A 15,378-nucleotide genomic window follows, 5' to 3' on the forward strand; every position below is an offset into this window, starting at 1 on the left:
CGCCATGGACACGGAGGCGAACACCGCCGAGGGCGTCATCGACGCACACCACCACGTGTGGGACCTCTCCGTCCGTGACCAGGACTGGATCACCGGACCCGAACTTGCCCCGCTGCGCCGCGACTTCGCGCTCGCCGACCTGGAGCCCGAGGCTCGTGCCGCAGGTGTCAGCGCGACGGTCCTGGTCCAGACGATCGACGTTCCGCAGGAGACGCCCGAGTTCCTGGCCTTGGCCCGGGACAGCGACCTGGTGGCCGGCGTCGTGGGCTGGACCGACCTGACCTCCCCGGGTGTCGCCCGCGCACTCGCTGCGCTGCGGGAGGGTCCGGGCGGCGAGTACCTGGTCGGCATCCGCCACCAGGTGCAGGGTGAGGCCGATCCCCGCTGGCTGGTACGGCCCGACGTGCTGCGCGGTCTCGCCGCGGTGGCCGAAGCCGGGCTCGTGTACGACCTGGTCGTCCGGCCCCACCAGCTCGCGGCGGCCCAAGAAGCCGCCCAACTGCTTCCCGGCCTCACCTTCGTACTCGATCACGTGGGCAAACCCCCCATCGCCACGGGTGAGTTGCGGCCGTGGGCGGAAGCGGTGCGCCTGCTGGCCTCGCTGCCCAACACCGTCTGCAAGCTCTCCGGCATGGTGACCGAGGCCGACTGGGACGGTTGGAGTGTCGAGGATCTACGGCCGTACGCGGACACGGTGCTGGACGCCTTCGGTCCGCGACGGCTGATGTTCGGCTCCGACTGGCCAGTCAGCCGACTGGCCGCCACCTACGCCGAAGTCATCGCCGCCGCACGGGAGTTGACGGCCACCCTTCATCCAGCCGAACGCCACGAGGTCTTCACCCGAACCGCCCTGCGGACCTACGGCCTGACCGTCACCGGCTCCTCCCAGGCCGATCAGGAAGCACCATGCGCATAGCTCTCTTCATCACCTGCTTCAACGACATGATGTTCCCCCGCACCGGCCGCGCGGTGACCGAACTGCTCGAACGGCTCGGCCACACCGTGGAGTTCCCACAGGGCCAGACCTGCTGCGGCCAGATGCACTTCAACACCGGCTACCGCCCCGAGACCCTGCCCATGGTCCGCCGATTCGCGGAGGTCTTCGCGGGTTACGACGCCGTGGTCACCCCGTCCGGCTCCTGCGCGGGCATGGTCCGCGACCACCACCGGGTGGTGGCCGCCCAGTTGGGGGACCCCGTGCTCGCCGAGGCGGTCGAGCGGGTGGTGCCGACGGTGTACGAGCTGTCGGAACTCCTCGTCGACGTCCTCGGCGTCACCGACGTCGGCGCGCACTTCCCGCACCGGGTCACCTACCACCCGACCTGCCACTCCCTGCGCATGCTGCGCGTCGGCGACCGGCCGCTCAGGCTGTTGCGCGCGGTGAAGGGCATCGACCTGGTCGAACTGCCGGACGCCGAGTCCTGCTGCGGCTTCGGCGGCACCTTCGCGCTGAAGAACGCGGACGTCTCCAACGCGATGCTGGCCGACAAGATGCGCCATGTCCTGGACACCGGTGCCGAGTACCTGAGCGCGGGCGACAACTCCTGCCTGACGCACATCGGCGGCGGCCTGTCCCGGCTGCGTACCGGCGTCGGCACGATGCACCTGGCCGAGATCCTGGCCTCCACGGAAGGGAACGTACGGTGAGCGGCGCCGACAACGTCGTATGGCTGGGCACCCCGCCCTTCCCCGAGGCGGCGCGCACCGCGCTCGCCGACACCCGGCTGCGCGCGAACCTGCGCCGGGCCACCGGCACCATCCGGGACAGGCGGCTGGCGGTCACCGCCGAACTCGACGACTGGGAGGACCTGCGGGAGACGGCGGCAGCCCTCAAACGCCGCACCCTGCGCCACCTCGACCACCATCTCCTGCGCCTGGAGGAGACGGTCACCGCCGCCGGCGGCACGGTCCACTGGGCGGCGGACGCGGCCGAGGCGAACGCCATCGTCACGCGGCTGGTTCAGGCGACCGGCGAGAGCGAGATCGTCAAGGTCAAATCGATGGCTACCCAGGAGATCGGCCTCAACGAGGCACTCGCCGAAGCGGGCATCCGCGCCTACGAGACCGATCTCGCCGAACTGATCGTGCAGTTGGGCGGCGACCGGCCCTCACACATCCTCGTACCGGCAATCCACCGGGGCCGCTCCGAGATCCGCGAGATCTTCCGGCGGGAGATGGGGAAGTGGGGCCGCCCGGCCCCCGAGGGACTCACCGACGACCCACGCGACCTGGCCGAGGCGGCCAGGCTCCATCTGCGGGAGAAGTTCCTGCGGGCCAAGGTGGCCGTCTCCGGGGCCAACTTCGCCGCCGCCGACACTGGCACCGTGGTGGTCGTGGAGTCGGAGGGCAACGGGCGGATGTGCCTGACCCTGCCGGAGACCCTGATCACCGTCATGGGCATCGAGAAGGTCCTGCCCTCCTTCGCCGACCTGGACATCTTCCTCCAGCTGCTGCCCCGCTCGTCCACGGGCGAGCGCATGAACCCGTACACCTCGCTGTGGACCGGCGTCACCGAGGGCGACGGACCGCAGGACTTCCACCTGATCCTCCTCGACAACGGCCGCACCGCGACCCTGGCCGACGAGGTGGGCCGCCAGGCGCTGTCCTGCATCCGCTGCTCGGCCTGCCTGAACGTCTGCCCGGTGTACGAGCGCACCGGCGGCCACGCCTACGGCTCGGTGTACCCCGGCCCGATCGGCGCGGTACTCACCCCACAGCTCGTGGGCGTGGAGAACGCGGCCTCGCTGCCCTTCGCCTCCACCCTGTGCGGGGCCTGCTACGACGCCTGCCCAGTCAAGATCGACATTCCCGAGGTGCTGGTCCATCTGCGGGCGAAGTCCGTGGAGGCCAAGCGCCGGGACCGGCTGCTGCCCACCCCGGAGGCGCTCGCCATGAAGGCCGTAGGCGTAGTGCTGTCCTCCCCGAGACGGCTGGCAGCGGCCCAGCGACTCGCCGCTCTCGCCGCCCGGCTGGTGGCCCGCGACGGCCGGATCGGCGTCCTGCCCGGCCCCTTCGCTCGCTGGTCCGGCACCCGTGACACCCCCGTACCGGCGCGCGAGTCCCTGCGCGCCTGGTGGCGACGGACGAGAGAAGAAGGCCGTACGACGACGGAAGGCAAGGGCCGATGAGCGGCCGCGACACCGTACTGGGCGACATCCGGAGCGCACTGGCCGACGTGCCGGGCTCCGAGACCCCCGACGACGACCCCGTCCCGCACGATCCGCACTCTCACCAGCCGGCACCGGACGTCGTCGAGCTGTTCATCGAACGCGCCGCCGACTACCGAGCCACCGTCGTCCGTGTTCAGGCGTCCGACGCCGTGGCCGCCGTGGCCCGCGCTCTGACACGCACCGGAGCGAAATCCCTTGTGGTGCCCCCGGGTTTCCCCGAAGACCTGGTACCCGAAGGCCCCTGGTCCCGGCTGCAGGACACCCCACCGCTGACAGTCCGACAACTCGACGCGACGGACGCCGTACTCACCACCGTCGCCGCAGCGATCGCCCTCACCGGCACGGTCGTCCTCAACAGCGGGCCCGGACAGGGACGCCGCGCGCTGACCCTGCTGCCGGACCAGCATGTCTGCGTGGTCAAGGCTGACCAGATCACCGCCGACGTACCCGAGGTGATGAGCCTGCTCCACCCGCACCGGCCACTGACCCTGATCTCCGGTCCCTCGGCCACCAGCGACATCGAACTCGACCGCGTGGAGGGCGTACACGGACCGCGAACGCTCGACATCATCGTGATCGCGGACGAGTAGGTCCCGGATACCGGACTGTCCATTCGGACGGCGTGGCCCGGCATCCGCACGTCATCTTCGGCGCCCGCGTCGCCCGCGTCCGTACGGCGGTCGGTTCAGGCGCGGGCCGGAGGCGCCGACGGCCCGCTCGCAGGACCGCGGAAGACATCACGGGGGCGGGCGCCGGGGGCTGTTCGCCGGGTTTCCCCAGGAGGGGCCTACTGCCCGGGATGGAGACCCAGCCAGCCGGGGGAGGGGTCGCCATTGACCTCGCCGACGTACAGGGTGAGTTGCTGGCGGAAGCGTTCGGCGAGGGCGCGGTCTGACATGAAACGCTCGAAGCCCTGGAGGTTGGCGTTCGGGTAGTCCCAGATGGGGCGGTAGCCGGCGGGGGCTTGACGTCGGTGCGGACCGACCACATGTAGAAGTCGCTCTGGGTCTGCTTCGACAGCCGCCGGTTTAGGTACAGCTTGGCGGCGGCCGGGTACCGAGCGGGAACGAGTTCGACGGAAATAGACCCGCACCACAACCGCGGCTCTGTGCGGCGCCGCCGCTCCTTCGCGCGACGCCACAGCCTCGGCGGCCCCCGGTATTCACGGGCCAGCAGCCGCTCGGCCACCTGCCGGCGCTCCTCATCGGCCGGCTCACAGGCGCGGGGATGCCGGAGTGCCCGCATACAGGCACGTGGTGCTGAACTAGGCCCGCACGCCTCATACCGGCCCGCTGATCACGACCACGGACAGGCCCAGAAGAACCGTCGCCCCGGTCCAGCACAGCTACCGCGCCCGACAAGGCGTCCACGCACACACCGCGCGTCCTTTCGGGCCGTTTCCTGTACGGGCCGTTTCTCCCCGCACCCGGCCGGGCGGCAGCCCCGTGCCCCAATGGCCGCGCAGCACCCTGACCGCCTGTCGCCATCGCAGGGAACGTGTGCTCAATTGGCTTGAATTCCATGGTCACTCGAAAGAGAAGACCCCAACTCCCAGGCCCGACTCAGGATTCACCTTGGAGACGCGTTCGGGTTTCGAACTGGGGACCTACGCATTGCGATGCGCAAGACCACCTTTGCCAATTCGGGTCCCATTTGGTTCCCATATGGCCTTCAAACCCACCCCAGGGGGCAGTGATTTAGACCACGATCTGGTCAAGGGAAAGGAAAAACCCCAGGTCACGGCGAGTGAGTCCTGGGGTTTTCCGGAGCCGCCTTCGGGATTCGAACCCGAGACCTACGCATTACGAGTGCGTTGCTCTGGCCAGCTGAGCTAAGGCGGCGCGCTGTCCACACCATGGTGCGGTCAGCAACGTCGGCAAGTCTACACAGTTTCCGGGGGTGCTCCGCACACCCCCGGAGCCCTCCCCAGAGGCCTCCGCACAAGCGCCCGCCCCGCCTCTACGAGCAGCGTTTTCCCTCCGCCGGAGGGGTTCCCCGGAGCAGATACGCATCGATCGCGTCGTCGATGCAGTCACTGCCCCGCCCGTACGCCGTGTGGCCGTCGCCCTCGTACGTCAGGAGGCGGGCCGAGGAGAGCTGGCGGGAGAGGGACTGGGCCCAGCGGTACGGGGTCGCCGGGTCGCGGGTCGTGCCGACGACCACGATCGGGGCGGCGCCCTTCGCCTCGATGCGGTGCGGCTCACCCGTCGGCCGGACCGGCCAGTACGCGCAGCTCAGGGAGGCCCAGGCCATGACCTCACCGAAGACGGGGGACGCCTTCTCGAAGGACGGCAGCGCGTCGCGTACCTGGTCGGGGGTGGCGTACGCCGCCGGAAGGTCGAGGCAGTTCACGGCCGCGTTGGCGAACATCAGGTTCGAGTAGCGGCCGTCGGCGTCGCGCTCGTAGTAGCTGTCGGAGAGCAGCAGCAGGCCCGCGCCGTCCTTGTCCCGCATCGCCGAGGTCAGCGACTCGCGGAGTTGCGGCCAGGTGCTCTCGTCGTACATCGCGGCGATCACGCCGGTCGTGGCGAGGGCCTCGCCCAGCTTGCGGCCGTCCGCGTCGCCGGCCGGGACGGACGACGTGTCGAGGCGGTCGAAGAACGCCTTCAGGTTCGCGCCGACCTTCCCCTCCTCCGTGCCCAGCGGGCAGTCCCGCTGCCGTACGCAGTCCTTCGCGAACGCGTCGAAGGCCGTCTCGAAGCCCGCCGTCTGGTCGAGGTTCAGCTTTCGCGCGGGCAGGGAGGGGTCCATCGCGCCGTCCAGGACCAGCCGGCCAACGCGGTTCGGGAAGAGCCCCGCGTACGTCGCCCCGAGGAACGTGCCGTACGACGCCCCGACGTACGTAAGCCGCCGGTCGCCCAGCACCGCCCGCAGGATGTCCATGTCCCGGGCCGCCTCCACCGTGGACACGTGCCGCAGCAGGTCGGCCGAACTGCTGCCGCAGCCCTCGGCGAACTCCTTGTACGCGCCGACCAGTTGGCCGGTCTCCCGTTCATTGTCGGGAGTCGTGTCTGTCTGCGTGTAGGCGTCCATCTCGCGGCCGTCGAGGCACTCGACCGGCTCGCTGCGCGCCACCCCGCGCGGGTCGACCGCGACCATGTCGTAGCGCGCGCGGACCTCGGCGGGATAGCCGATCCCGGCGTACGCCTGCAGGTACCCGACCGCCGAACCGCCCGGCCCGCCCGGGTTCACCAGCAGCGAGCCGAGCGGCTTGCCTGTCCCCGTGGCCTTCTTGCGGGAGACGGCCAGCTTCACGTCACCCTCGGCCGGAGCCGCGTAGTCGAGGGGCGCCCTCATCGTGGCGCACTGGAAACCGGGCGCACCGCACGACCGCCAGCTCAGCTTCTGCGCGTAGTACGACGCGAGGCCCGTCGGCGTCACCGACGAACTCGCCGCACTCGTCGAACTCCCCGTGGAACAGGCGGAGACGAGCAGCGCGGCGGCAGCGAGCAATGTCCAGGCCTGACGAGGTGTGCGCCTCATATGCATTCAGCGAGCGTAACCCTGTGAAACCGTCCGAATACTCTCCGCCCACAACATGACTCGTACGGGTTACGCCTGGTACGGGTTACGTGAGTTACGAGTTGTCGTCAGCCCGCTCTCAGTGCCAGCGTCATCGCCTCCACCGCCAGCAGTGGTGCCACGTTGCGGTCCAGGGCCTCGCGGCACGCGGCGATCGCGTCGATGCGGCGGAGTGTCGACGCGGGTGAGCCGGCGCGGGCCAGTCGCTCCAGGGTGTCCTCGGCCTCCGCGTTGGCGATCGCCAGGCGGGAGCCGAACTGAAGGGCGAGAACGTCGCGGTAGAAGCCGGTGAGGTCGATCAGGGCCAGGTCGAGGGTGTCGCGCTGCGTGCGCGTTCTCCGACGCTTCTGCCGGTCCTCCAGCTCCTTCATCACGCCCGCCGTGCCGCGCGGCATCCGGCCGCCCTGGGCCGCGCCCATCGCCTGCTTCAGCTCCTCCGTCTCCTTCACGTCGACCTCCTCGGCGAGCTGCTTGGCGTCCTCCGACGCCGAGTCGATCAGCTCCTGGGCCGCCTTCAGACAGCCGCCGACGTCCTCGACGCGGAGCGGCAGTCTGAGGACGGCGGCCCGGCGCTCCCGGGCCCGCGCGTCCGTGGCGAGGCGGCGGGCGCGGCCGATGTGGCCCTGGGTGGCTCTGGCCACGGCGTGCGCGACGTCCGGCTCGATACCGTCCCGGCGGATGAGGATGTCGGCCACCGCTTCCACCGGCGGGGTACGCAGGGTGAGGAGACGGCAGCGGGAGCGGATCGTGGGCAGCAGATCCTCGATGGACGGGGCGCACAGCAGCCACACCGTACGCGGCGCAGGCTCCTCGATGGCCTTGAGCAGGACGTTGCCCGCGCCCTCCGTGAGGCGGTCCGCGTCCTCCAGGACGATGACCTGCCAGCGTCCGACAGCCGGTGAGAGCTGGGCGCGCCGGACCAGGGCACGGGTTTCCTTGACGCCGATGGAGAGAAGGTCGGTGCGGACGACGTCCACGTCGGCGTGCGTGCCCGTCAGGCTGGTGTGGCAGCCGTCGCAGAAACCACAGCCGGGGACTCCGCCGAGGGCACGGTCGGGGCTCACGCACTGGAGGGCGGCGGCGAAGGCGCGGGCCGCTGTGGACCGGCCGGAGCCGGGCGGGCCGGTGAAGAGCCAGGCGTGCGTCATCTTCGACGCCTCGGGCTGGGGCTCGCCCGCGGCGACTGCGGTGACCAGGGCGTCGGCATCCCGCGCGGCGGCCTCCAGCTGCGCGCTCACCTTCTCCTGGCCCACCAGGTCGTCCCACACCGGCATGGGAACACCGCCCTTCCCTCACACCTTGTCGGTCATACCGCTTCGTCAAGCCGCTTCGTCGCGCCGTTTCGTCACGGCTTGCCTCGCGAAGTCCATTGTGCGGGTCCCCACTGACAACGGGTTCCCGCTGAAGGGCTCCCACCGGCAACGGGCCGGCCTCAGCGGCGCCGCCCGCCCCGTCCCCGGCCCTCGTCCCGGTCGTCGTCCGCGTGTGCCCCGAACAGTTCGTCGGCCAGCGTCGGCAGGTCGTCCAGCGGAGTCTCCTCCGCCCAGTCGGAGCGCGGTCGCCGACGCGGGGTGCCATCGGCGTCGAGCTGGGGCAGCTCCCGCGTACGGTCCTCTCCGCCCCCGGACTGCCTCTCCTCTTGCTCGTCCCGGAAGAACCCCGGCGGCACGCGATCCGCGGGCGCCCTGTCCCGCCGACCCGCGCTGTCGTCCCGTACGGCAGGCAGCACCGCGGTCTCATCGGCCGCACCCGGCACCACGGGTGGCAGCACGGCCGTCTCGTCGGCGGCTCCCGAAGGAACCGGCGGCAACACCGCGGTCTCGTCCGCCGCGCCCGGCACCACAGGCCGCAGCACAGCCGTCTCATCCGCCGCCCGCGAAGGCACCGGCGGCAGCACCGTGGTCTCGTCGGCCGCGCCCGAAGGAACCGGCGGCTTCTGGAACTTGGCCGTCACCTCGGAATCGGAACCCCCGGACCGACCACCCCCCGCCGCACCGGACCCCGCAGCCCCAGCCCCACCTGCGCCCGTACCCGTACCCGTACCCGTACCCGAAGCCGCGCCGGCACCCGAAGCCGAACCCGCTCCCCCAGCATCAGCCGCCGAAGCCACCGCCGCCGCTGCGGCAGCCGAAGCCGCGGCAGCAGTCGCGGCAGCGGCAGCCGCCGCCTCCGCGAGTCGCCGCCGCTCGGCCTCTGCCCGGACCAGCGCCTCCTCGGCCTTCCGCTGCTTCTCCAGCCGTCGTTGCTCCGCCTCCGCGTGCAGCCGCGCCTCCTCCTCGGCCTGCCTGCGTCGGCGGTCCTCGTCGGCCTTGCGGCGGGCCTCGGCCTCGGCTCGGGACTTCTCTTCCGCGAGCAGGCGTACCCGCTCCTCCTCGGCGCGGCGGCGCGCGTCCTCGGCCCGCTGCCGGGCTTCCTCCGCCTGGCGTTCGGCCTCGCGGCGCTGCGCCTCTTCCAGCTCGCGGCGCTTGCGCTCCTCCTCCTCGGCGCGCAGCCGGGCCAGCGTCTCCTGGCGCTCGCGCTCGAGGCGCTCCTCCTCGGCCTTGCGCGCGGCCTCTTCCTCCGCCTTGCGCCTGGCCTCCTCCTCGGCCGCCTTGCGGGCCTCCTCCTGGGCCTTCACCTCGGCCTCGGAGAGGGGCAGCATCAGGTCGAGCCGGTGGCGGACGACCGTTGTGACGGACTCGGGCTCCTGCGCCGCGTCCACGACCAGATAGCGGCCCGCGTCGGCGGCGGCCAGCGTGAGGAAACCGGACCGCACGCGCTCGTGGAACTCTGCCGGCTCCGACTCCAGCCGGTCCGGCGCCTCGGTGAACCGCTCGCGGGCGGCCTCCGGGGAGACGTCCAGCAGGACGGTCAGATGGGGGACGAGGCCGTCGGTCGCCCAGCGCGAGATGCGCGCGATCTCCGTCGGAGAGAGGTCCCGGCCGGCGCCCTGATAGGCCACGGACGAGTCGATGTACCGGTCGGAGATGACGATCGCGCCACGCTCCAACGCAGGCCGTACGACCGTGTCGACGTGCTCCGCGCGGTCCGCCGCGTACAGCAGCGCCTCCGCGCGGTGCGACAGGCCGGCGCTCGACACGTCCAGCAGGATCGACCGCAGCCGCTTGCCCACCGGGGTGGCCCCCGGCTCGCGCGTGAGCACGACCTCGTGGCCCTTGGCCCTTATCCACTCGGCGAGCGCCTTCGCCTGCGTGGACTTGCCCGCCCCGTCGCCACCCTCCAGAGCGATGAAGAAGCCGGTCGAGGCGAGTGCCTGCGCGGGGTCGTCGCCGCCGCGCAGCGCGTCGCGCAGGTCGTGCCGCAGGGGTACGCCGGAACGGTCGTCGACCTTGGCGAGGACCAGCGCGGCCACCGGCAGCAGCAGCGCGCCCACCAGCATCAGCGTGAACGCCGCGCCGCCGTGTGCGAACACGAACTTGCCGCTCTCCAGACGGTGCGGGCCGATGAGGGCCGCCACCAGGGGAGCGATCAGCGCGGCCAGCGCCACGGACACCCGTACGACCGCGTGCAGATGCTCGGTCAGACGGGTCCGCCGCTGGTCCTCGGTCTCCTGGTCGAGCAGCGTGTGGCCGGTGTTGGCGGCGACGCCCGCGCCGATGCCCGCGAGCCCGATGATCAGCAGCACCGTCGTCACGTCCGGGACCAGCCCCGCGGCGAGCAGCGCGACCCCGGTGAAGGCGACGGCCAGCGCGAGCAGTCGGCGCCGCGACAGCGCCACCAGCACCTTCGGTGCCGTACGGATTCCGATGACCGTGCCACCGGTCAGCACGAGGACCAGCAGCCCGAACGTCACCGGGCCGCCGCCCAGGTCCTTGGCGTGCAGGACGGCCACGGAGACGGCCGCCGCGACCGCGCCGGAGACGGCCGCGCAGGCCAGGACGAGCAGCGGGATCGCGCCCGTACGGCCCGTGTCGGCGGCCGTGCCGTACTTGGGGCGGCGCAGGCCTTCGAGCGGTGACCGCGCGCGGGGGGTGCGCGCGTCGGGCAGTTCCAGGGCGGTGAGCACGGACAGCGAGGCGGCGAACAGCCCGGCCGCGACATACGACCCGAAGGCCGCCTGGTGCCGGCCGAACCAGTCGATCCCGGTACCCAGCAGGTTGTTGACCAGCGCGGCGACGACGAGCGCGGCGCCCGCGAGCGGCAGCGCGACGAAGGTCGTACGCAGGGAGAGGCGCCGCAGGGCGTCCATGTGGTCCGGCAGCGGACGGACCGTGGCCCCCTCCGGGGGAGGCGTGGGCAGCAGCGCGGGCGCCGCGCTCTCCCGGCACACCGTCCAGAAGCGCTCGGCGACTCCGCTCACGAAGGTGGTGACCAGAAGGACGGCGAGGGCGTTCTCCGGCGTCCAGTCGATCCACAGGGGAGCGATGATCATGAGTATGGTGCGCAGCCCGTCGGCACCGACCATGGTCCAGCGGCGGTCGAGCGGGCCCTCTCGCGAGGTGAGCGACGTGAGCGGGCCGAGCAGGACGGCGCCGAAGAGCAACGTGGCCAGAACACGTGCCCCGAAGACGGCCGTCACGGCGAGCGCCACGCCCCGGTAGCCGCCGCCGAACGAGCCCTCGGAGACGGCCGCCTGCAGGACGAGCACCACCAGGACCAGCAGCGCGAGGGCGTCACCGACACCGCCCACCAGCTGCGCGCTCCACAGCCGCTTCAGCTGGGGCCGGCGCAGCAGGGCGCGGACGGCGCGTTCGCGGGAGTCCGCGACCAACGCGTCGTCGGGGGCCTGGGGGGTGGCCGTTGGCTGCTCTGCTGGCGTCATGCTTTCAGCCTATCGGCAGCCACCGACAGCTCGAAGTGGCCGTCCGGACATGCGACCGCCCCGACACCTGATAGTGGCGGGGCGGTCGTTTCACGAAGCCCTCGTGACGGCGAAGTGAAGATCGGTCACCGCACTCGGTAGCGAGCGCTCACCGGCGTTCACCGGTGTCGTCGCGACCGACGGACTCACTCCTCGCCCGTGCCCGTGGCCCTCGCGGCGGTCGCCTTCTTGGCCGGAGCCTTCTTGGCGGCCGTCTTCTTCGCGGTGGTCGTCTTGGCGGCCGTCGTCTTCTTGGCGGCGGTCTTCGTCGTAGCGGCCTTCTTGGCGGGGGCCTTCTTCGCCGGAGCCTTCTTCGCGGTCTTCTTGACCGGCGACTTGGCACGCTTCTCGGCGAGCAGCTCGTAGCCGCGCTCCGGGGTGATCTCCTCGACGCTGTCGCCGGAGCGCAGGGTCGCGTTGCTCTCGCCGTCGGTGACGTACGGGCCGAAGCGGCCGTCCTTGACGACCACCGGCTGTCCGCTGACCGGGTCGGTGCCCAGTTCCTTCAGCGGTGGCTTGGCGGCGGCCCGGCCACGCAGCTTGGGCTGGGAGTAGATCTCCAGCGACTCTTCGAGGGTGATCGTGAAGAGCTGGTCCTCGGTCTGCAGGGACCGCGAGTCCGTGCCCTTCTTGAGGTAGGGCCCGTAGCGCCCGTTCTGCGCGGTGATCTCCACGCCCTCCGCGTCCTTGCCGACGACCCTGGGCAGGGACATCAGCTTGAGCGCGTCCGCCAGCGTCACCGTGTCCAGGGACATCGACTTGAACAGCGAGGCCGTGCGCGGCTTGACGGCGTTCTTGCCGGTCTTCGGGGTGCCCTCGGGGAGCACCTCGGTGACGTACGGGCCGTAGCGGCCGTCCCTGGCGATGATCTGGTGGCCGGACTGGGGGTCGGCGCCCAGCTCGAAGTCGCCGCTCGGCTTGGCGAGCAGTTCCTCCGCCAGTTCGACGGACAGCTCGTCGGGGGCGAGGTCCTCCTGCACGTCGGCGCGCTGGTGGTTCTCGGAGTCCTTCTCGCCGCGCTCGATGTAGGGGCCGTAGCGCCCGACGCGCAGCATGATGTCGTTGCCCACCGGGAACGACGACACCTCGCGGGCGTCGATCGCGCCCAGGTCGGTCACCAGCTCCTTGAGACCGCCGAGGTGGTCCCCGTCGCCGTTGCCCGCCTCGGCCGCGCCGCCGACGGCCGGAACGGCAGCGCCGTCGGTGCCCACGCCGAAGTAGAAGCGCCTCAGCCACGGCACGGACTGGGCCTCGCCGCGGGCGATGCGGTCGAGGTCGTCCTCCATCCGGGCGGTGAAGTCGTAGTCGACGAGCCGCCCGAAGTGCTTCTCCAGGAGGTTGACGACGGCGAAGGACAGGAAGGACGGCACCAGGGCCGTGCCCTTCTTGAAGACGTAGCCGCGGTCGAGGATGGTCCCGATGATCGACGCGTACGTCGACGGGCGGCCGATCTCGCGCTCTTCGAGCTCCTTGACCAGCGACGCCTCGGTGTAGCGGGCCGGGGGCTTGGTGGCGTGCCCGTCGACCGTGATCTCGTCGGCGGACAGGGCGTCGCCCTCGCTCACCTGGGGCAGGCGGCTCTCACGGTCGTCCAGCTCGGCGTTCGGGTCGTCGGCGCCCTCGACGTACGCCTTCAGGAAGCCGTGGAAGGTGATCGTCTTGCCGGAGGCGCTGAACTCGGCGTCACGGCCGTCGGCGGAGGTGCCCGCGATCTTCACGGTGACCGAGTTGCCGACCGCGTCCTTCATCTGGGAGGCGACGGTGCGCTTCCAGATCAGCTCGTAGAGCCGGAACTGGTCGCCGGTCAGGCTCGTCTCGGCCGGGGTGCGGAAACGATCACCCGACGGGCGGATGGCCTCGTGCGCCTCCTGGGCGTTCTTGACCTTCCCGGCGTACGTCCGCGGGGACGAGGGCAGGTAGTCGGCGCCGTACAGCTGGGTGACCTGGGCACGGGCGGCGTTGATCGCCGTCTCCGACAGGGTCGTGGAGTCCGTACGCATATAGGTGATGAAGCCGTTCTCGTACAGCTTCTGCGCCACCTGCATGGTCGCCTTCGCTCCGAAGCCGAGCTTGCGGGCGGCCTCCTGCTGGAGCGTCGTCGTACGGAACGGGGCGTACGGCGAGCGGCGGTACGGCTTCGACTCGACCGAGCGGACGGCGAAGCTGGTGTCCGCCAGGGCGGCGGCCAGGGCGCGGGCGTTCGCCTCGTCCAGGTGGAGGGTGTTCGCGCTCTTCAGTTGTCCCAGGGAGTCGAAGTCGCGGCCCTGCGCGACTCGCCTGCCGTCGACGGCCGCGAGGCGGGCGACCAGCGACGACGGGTCCGACGAGTCTCCGGCGCGGCCGGTCGCGAAGGTTCCCGTCAGGTCCCAGTACTCAGCAGAACGGAAAGCGATGCGCTCGCGTTCCCGCTCCACCACGAGCCGGGTCGCGACCGACTGGACTCGGCCGGCCGACAGCTTCGGCATGACCTTCTTCCAGAGGACCGGCGAGACCTCGTAGCCGTAGAGGCGGTCGAGGATGCGGCGGGTCTCCTGGGCGTCGACCAGCTTCTGGTTCAGCTCGCGCGGGTTGGCGACGGCGGCCTGGATCGCGGCCTTGGTGATCTCGTGGAAGACCATCCGCTTGACCGGGACCTTGGGCTTCAGGACTTCCTGGAGGTGCCACGCGATGGCCTCGCCCTCGCGGTCCTCATCGGTGGCGAGGAAGAGTTCGTCGGAGTCCTTCAGCAGGTCCTTGAGCTTCTTGACCTGGGCTTTCTTGTCCGCGTTGACCACGTAGATCGGCTGGAAGTCGTTTTCGACGTCCACCCCGAGGCGGCGCACCTCACCGGTGTACTGCTCGGGTACCTCGGCGGCGCCGTTGGGGAGGTCGCGGATGTGCCCGACGCTCGCCTCGACGACATATCCGGGGCCGAGATAGCCCTTGATCGTCTTCGCCTTGGCAGGGGACTCGACGATGACGAGTCGGCGGCCGCCCTGTGCGGTCTCGCTGGTCGGGGACAACTTCGCTCTTCTCTCCGGTCGACACTCGGGGTCTCCCCCGGCCTTGTTCCCGGGGTCGGGTCATGCTGACGCTGCGGAGTGTGACGGTACATCCCGCCCCCGTGTCAAACGGGAAAAGCCCGCAACGGCCACTCGAACGGTAACCCGACTACCGCCATTCCTGCCGCCCGGAGTGTCGACCTGCCCCTTCGAGCTTATTCGGAGGGTGACCTACCAGTTACCTGCGCGGCCACACTGCACGGGCCACTCATACGTCTCTCGCCCATCTCACACACGGGTCAGGCACCATGTGCCGACCCCGAGGGCGACCAGCGCGGCGACGCTCGCGAGGACCGCCGATGCGACGGGGTTCACACCGTGGGCGACGGGCGCCCGGTGCCGTACCCGGGCTGCGGTCCACACCAGCAGCCCGCTTCCGAACAGGGCGAACACCACTCCCACGAAGATCGCCGGTCCGCTCTCCATACCCCTGTGTGCCCCTTTCCCGCTGCCCGGGAGTCCCCGGACCCGGGAGGCTGGCACGTCCGGGAAGCGTCTGCGCGAACCCGAGGTGAACGCCGGGCGGACAGCGGACACGCGTCCCGGTGAGCGCCCGCAGGCCGACCTCGAAGCCCTCGTACGAACGGGCCGGCCGACCACGTTCCGTCGCGGGCGACGCCCGCGAATCTCACAGCCGGTGGCCGCGGCCCGCCCCGGACCGGCCACTCAACTCGGCGTGAATATGCCGCCCGAACCTGGCCATCCGCACCCTCGGTACGACGGCACAGGCGCCGCAAGCGGTCGGCCCACGCCACACGCACGCATCCCCGCGCCCCGCGCGCCGCCCCTGTGCCTCCCACTGCCGTACGGCGGAGGGGTACGTGGCCTGCCGTACCCGGATCGG

The 15,378-nt window shown here is 71.1% G+C and carries 9 protein-coding genes, 1 tRNA gene and 1 pseudogene; 4 read left to right on the forward strand and 7 right to left on the reverse strand.

The window, feature by feature from the left end; genetic code table 11:
* Positions 1 to 4 precede the first annotated feature (4 nt).
* Genes G3I56_RS37245 through G3I56_RS37260 form a run of 4 tightly spaced genes read left to right on the forward strand, consistent with a single transcriptional unit; the run spans position 5 to position 3,760 of the window.
* A complete protein-coding gene (locus tag G3I56_RS37245) occupies positions 5 to 916 on the forward strand; it encodes an amidohydrolase family protein (protein WP_164417044.1) in 912 nt (303 codons plus the stop codon).
* Positions 907 to 1,647, forward strand: a complete 741-nt coding sequence (locus G3I56_RS37250) for a (Fe-S)-binding protein (RefSeq protein ID WP_164416974.1) — start codon at positions 907 to 909, stop codon at positions 1,645 to 1,647. Before G3I56_RS37245 ends, G3I56_RS37250 begins: the two co-directional genes overlap by 10 nt.
* Positions 1,644 to 3,128, forward strand: a complete 1,485-nt coding sequence (locus G3I56_RS37255) for a LutB/LldF family L-lactate oxidation iron-sulfur protein (RefSeq protein ID WP_164416976.1) — start codon at positions 1,644 to 1,646, stop codon at positions 3,126 to 3,128. Before G3I56_RS37250 ends, G3I56_RS37255 begins: the two co-directional genes overlap by 4 nt.
* The gene (locus tag G3I56_RS37260; RefSeq protein ID WP_164416978.1) at positions 3,125 to 3,760 is read left to right on the forward strand and encodes an LUD domain-containing protein; all 636 of its coding nucleotides are present in this window, start codon (positions 3,125 to 3,127) and stop codon (positions 3,758 to 3,760) included. The genes G3I56_RS37255 and G3I56_RS37260 overlap by 4 nt, the downstream gene beginning before the upstream one ends.
* A gap of 197 nt (positions 3,761 to 3,957) precedes the next feature.
* On the opposite strand, the pseudogene G3I56_RS37265 reads toward G3I56_RS37260, so the two are convergent.
* From G3I56_RS37265 to G3I56_RS37295, 7 genes and pseudogenes are all read right to left on the reverse strand, one after another.
* Positions 3,958 to 4,232: pseudogene (locus G3I56_RS37265) on the reverse strand (ABC transporter substrate-binding protein); the annotation flags it as partial.
* Positions 4,233 to 4,937: 705 nt separating this feature from the next.
* Positions 4,938 to 5,011: transfer RNA gene (locus G3I56_RS37270), tRNA-Thr, on the reverse strand.
* 118 nt (positions 5,012 to 5,129) lie between these two features.
* The gene (locus tag G3I56_RS37275) at positions 5,130 to 6,659 is read right to left on the reverse strand and encodes an alpha/beta hydrolase (RefSeq protein WP_164416980.1); all 1,530 of its coding nucleotides are present in this window, start codon (positions 6,657 to 6,659) and stop codon (positions 5,130 to 5,132) included.
* A 101-nt stretch (positions 6,660 to 6,760) separates the two neighbouring features.
* Complete coding sequence (locus G3I56_RS37280) at positions 6,761 to 7,966, reverse strand: DNA polymerase III subunit delta' (RefSeq protein ID WP_164416982.1); 1,206 nt, start codon at positions 7,964 to 7,966, stop codon at positions 6,761 to 6,763.
* A 158-nt stretch (positions 7,967 to 8,124) separates the two neighbouring features.
* The gene (gene tmk / locus G3I56_RS37285) at positions 8,125 to 11,454 is read right to left on the reverse strand and encodes a dTMP kinase (protein ID WP_164416984.1); all 3,330 of its coding nucleotides are present in this window, start codon (positions 11,452 to 11,454) and stop codon (positions 8,125 to 8,127) included.
* A 185-nt stretch (positions 11,455 to 11,639) separates the two neighbouring features.
* Positions 11,640 to 14,495, reverse strand: a complete 2,856-nt coding sequence (gene topA, locus G3I56_RS37290; protein WP_164416986.1) for a type I DNA topoisomerase — start codon at positions 14,493 to 14,495, stop codon at positions 11,640 to 11,642.
* 267 nt (positions 14,496 to 14,762) lie between these two features.
* Positions 14,763 to 14,960 carry a hypothetical protein gene (locus tag G3I56_RS37295; protein ID WP_164416988.1) on the reverse strand — a complete coding sequence of 66 codons (198 nt, stop codon included), beginning with the start codon at positions 14,958 to 14,960 and terminating at the stop codon, positions 14,763 to 14,765.
* Positions 14,961 to 15,378: the final 418 nt, after the last annotated feature.

It is taken from the genome of Streptomyces sp. SID12488, from assembly GCF_010548275.1.
Taxonomy (GTDB): Bacteria; Actinomycetota; Actinomycetes; order Streptomycetales; family Streptomycetaceae; genus Streptomyces.

Coding starts and splice junctions, on each gene's coding strand:
- G3I56_RS37245 (WP_164417044.1), top strand. CDS start 5: ATGGACACGGAGGCGAACACCGCCGAGGGCGTCATCGACGCACACCAC.
- G3I56_RS37250 (WP_164416974.1), top strand. CDS start 907: ATGCGCATAGCTCTCTTCATCACCTGCTTCAACGACATGATGTTCCCC.
- G3I56_RS37260 (WP_164416978.1), top strand. CDS start 3,125: ATGAGCGGCCGCGACACCGTACTGGGCGACATCCGGAGCGCACTGGCC.
- G3I56_RS37275 (WP_164416980.1), bottom strand. CDS start 6,659: ATGCATATGAGGCGCACACCTCGTCAGGCCTGGACATTGCTCGCTGCC.
- G3I56_RS37280 (WP_164416982.1), bottom strand. CDS start 7,966: ATGCCGGTGTGGGACGACCTGGTGGGCCAGGAGAAGGTGAGCGCGCAG.
- tmk (WP_164416984.1), bottom strand. CDS start 11,454: ATGACGCCAGCAGAGCAGCCAACGGCCACCCCCCAGGCCCCCGACGAC.
- G3I56_RS37295 (WP_164416988.1), bottom strand. CDS start 14,960: ATGGAGAGCGGACCGGCGATCTTCGTGGGAGTGGTGTTCGCCCTGTTC.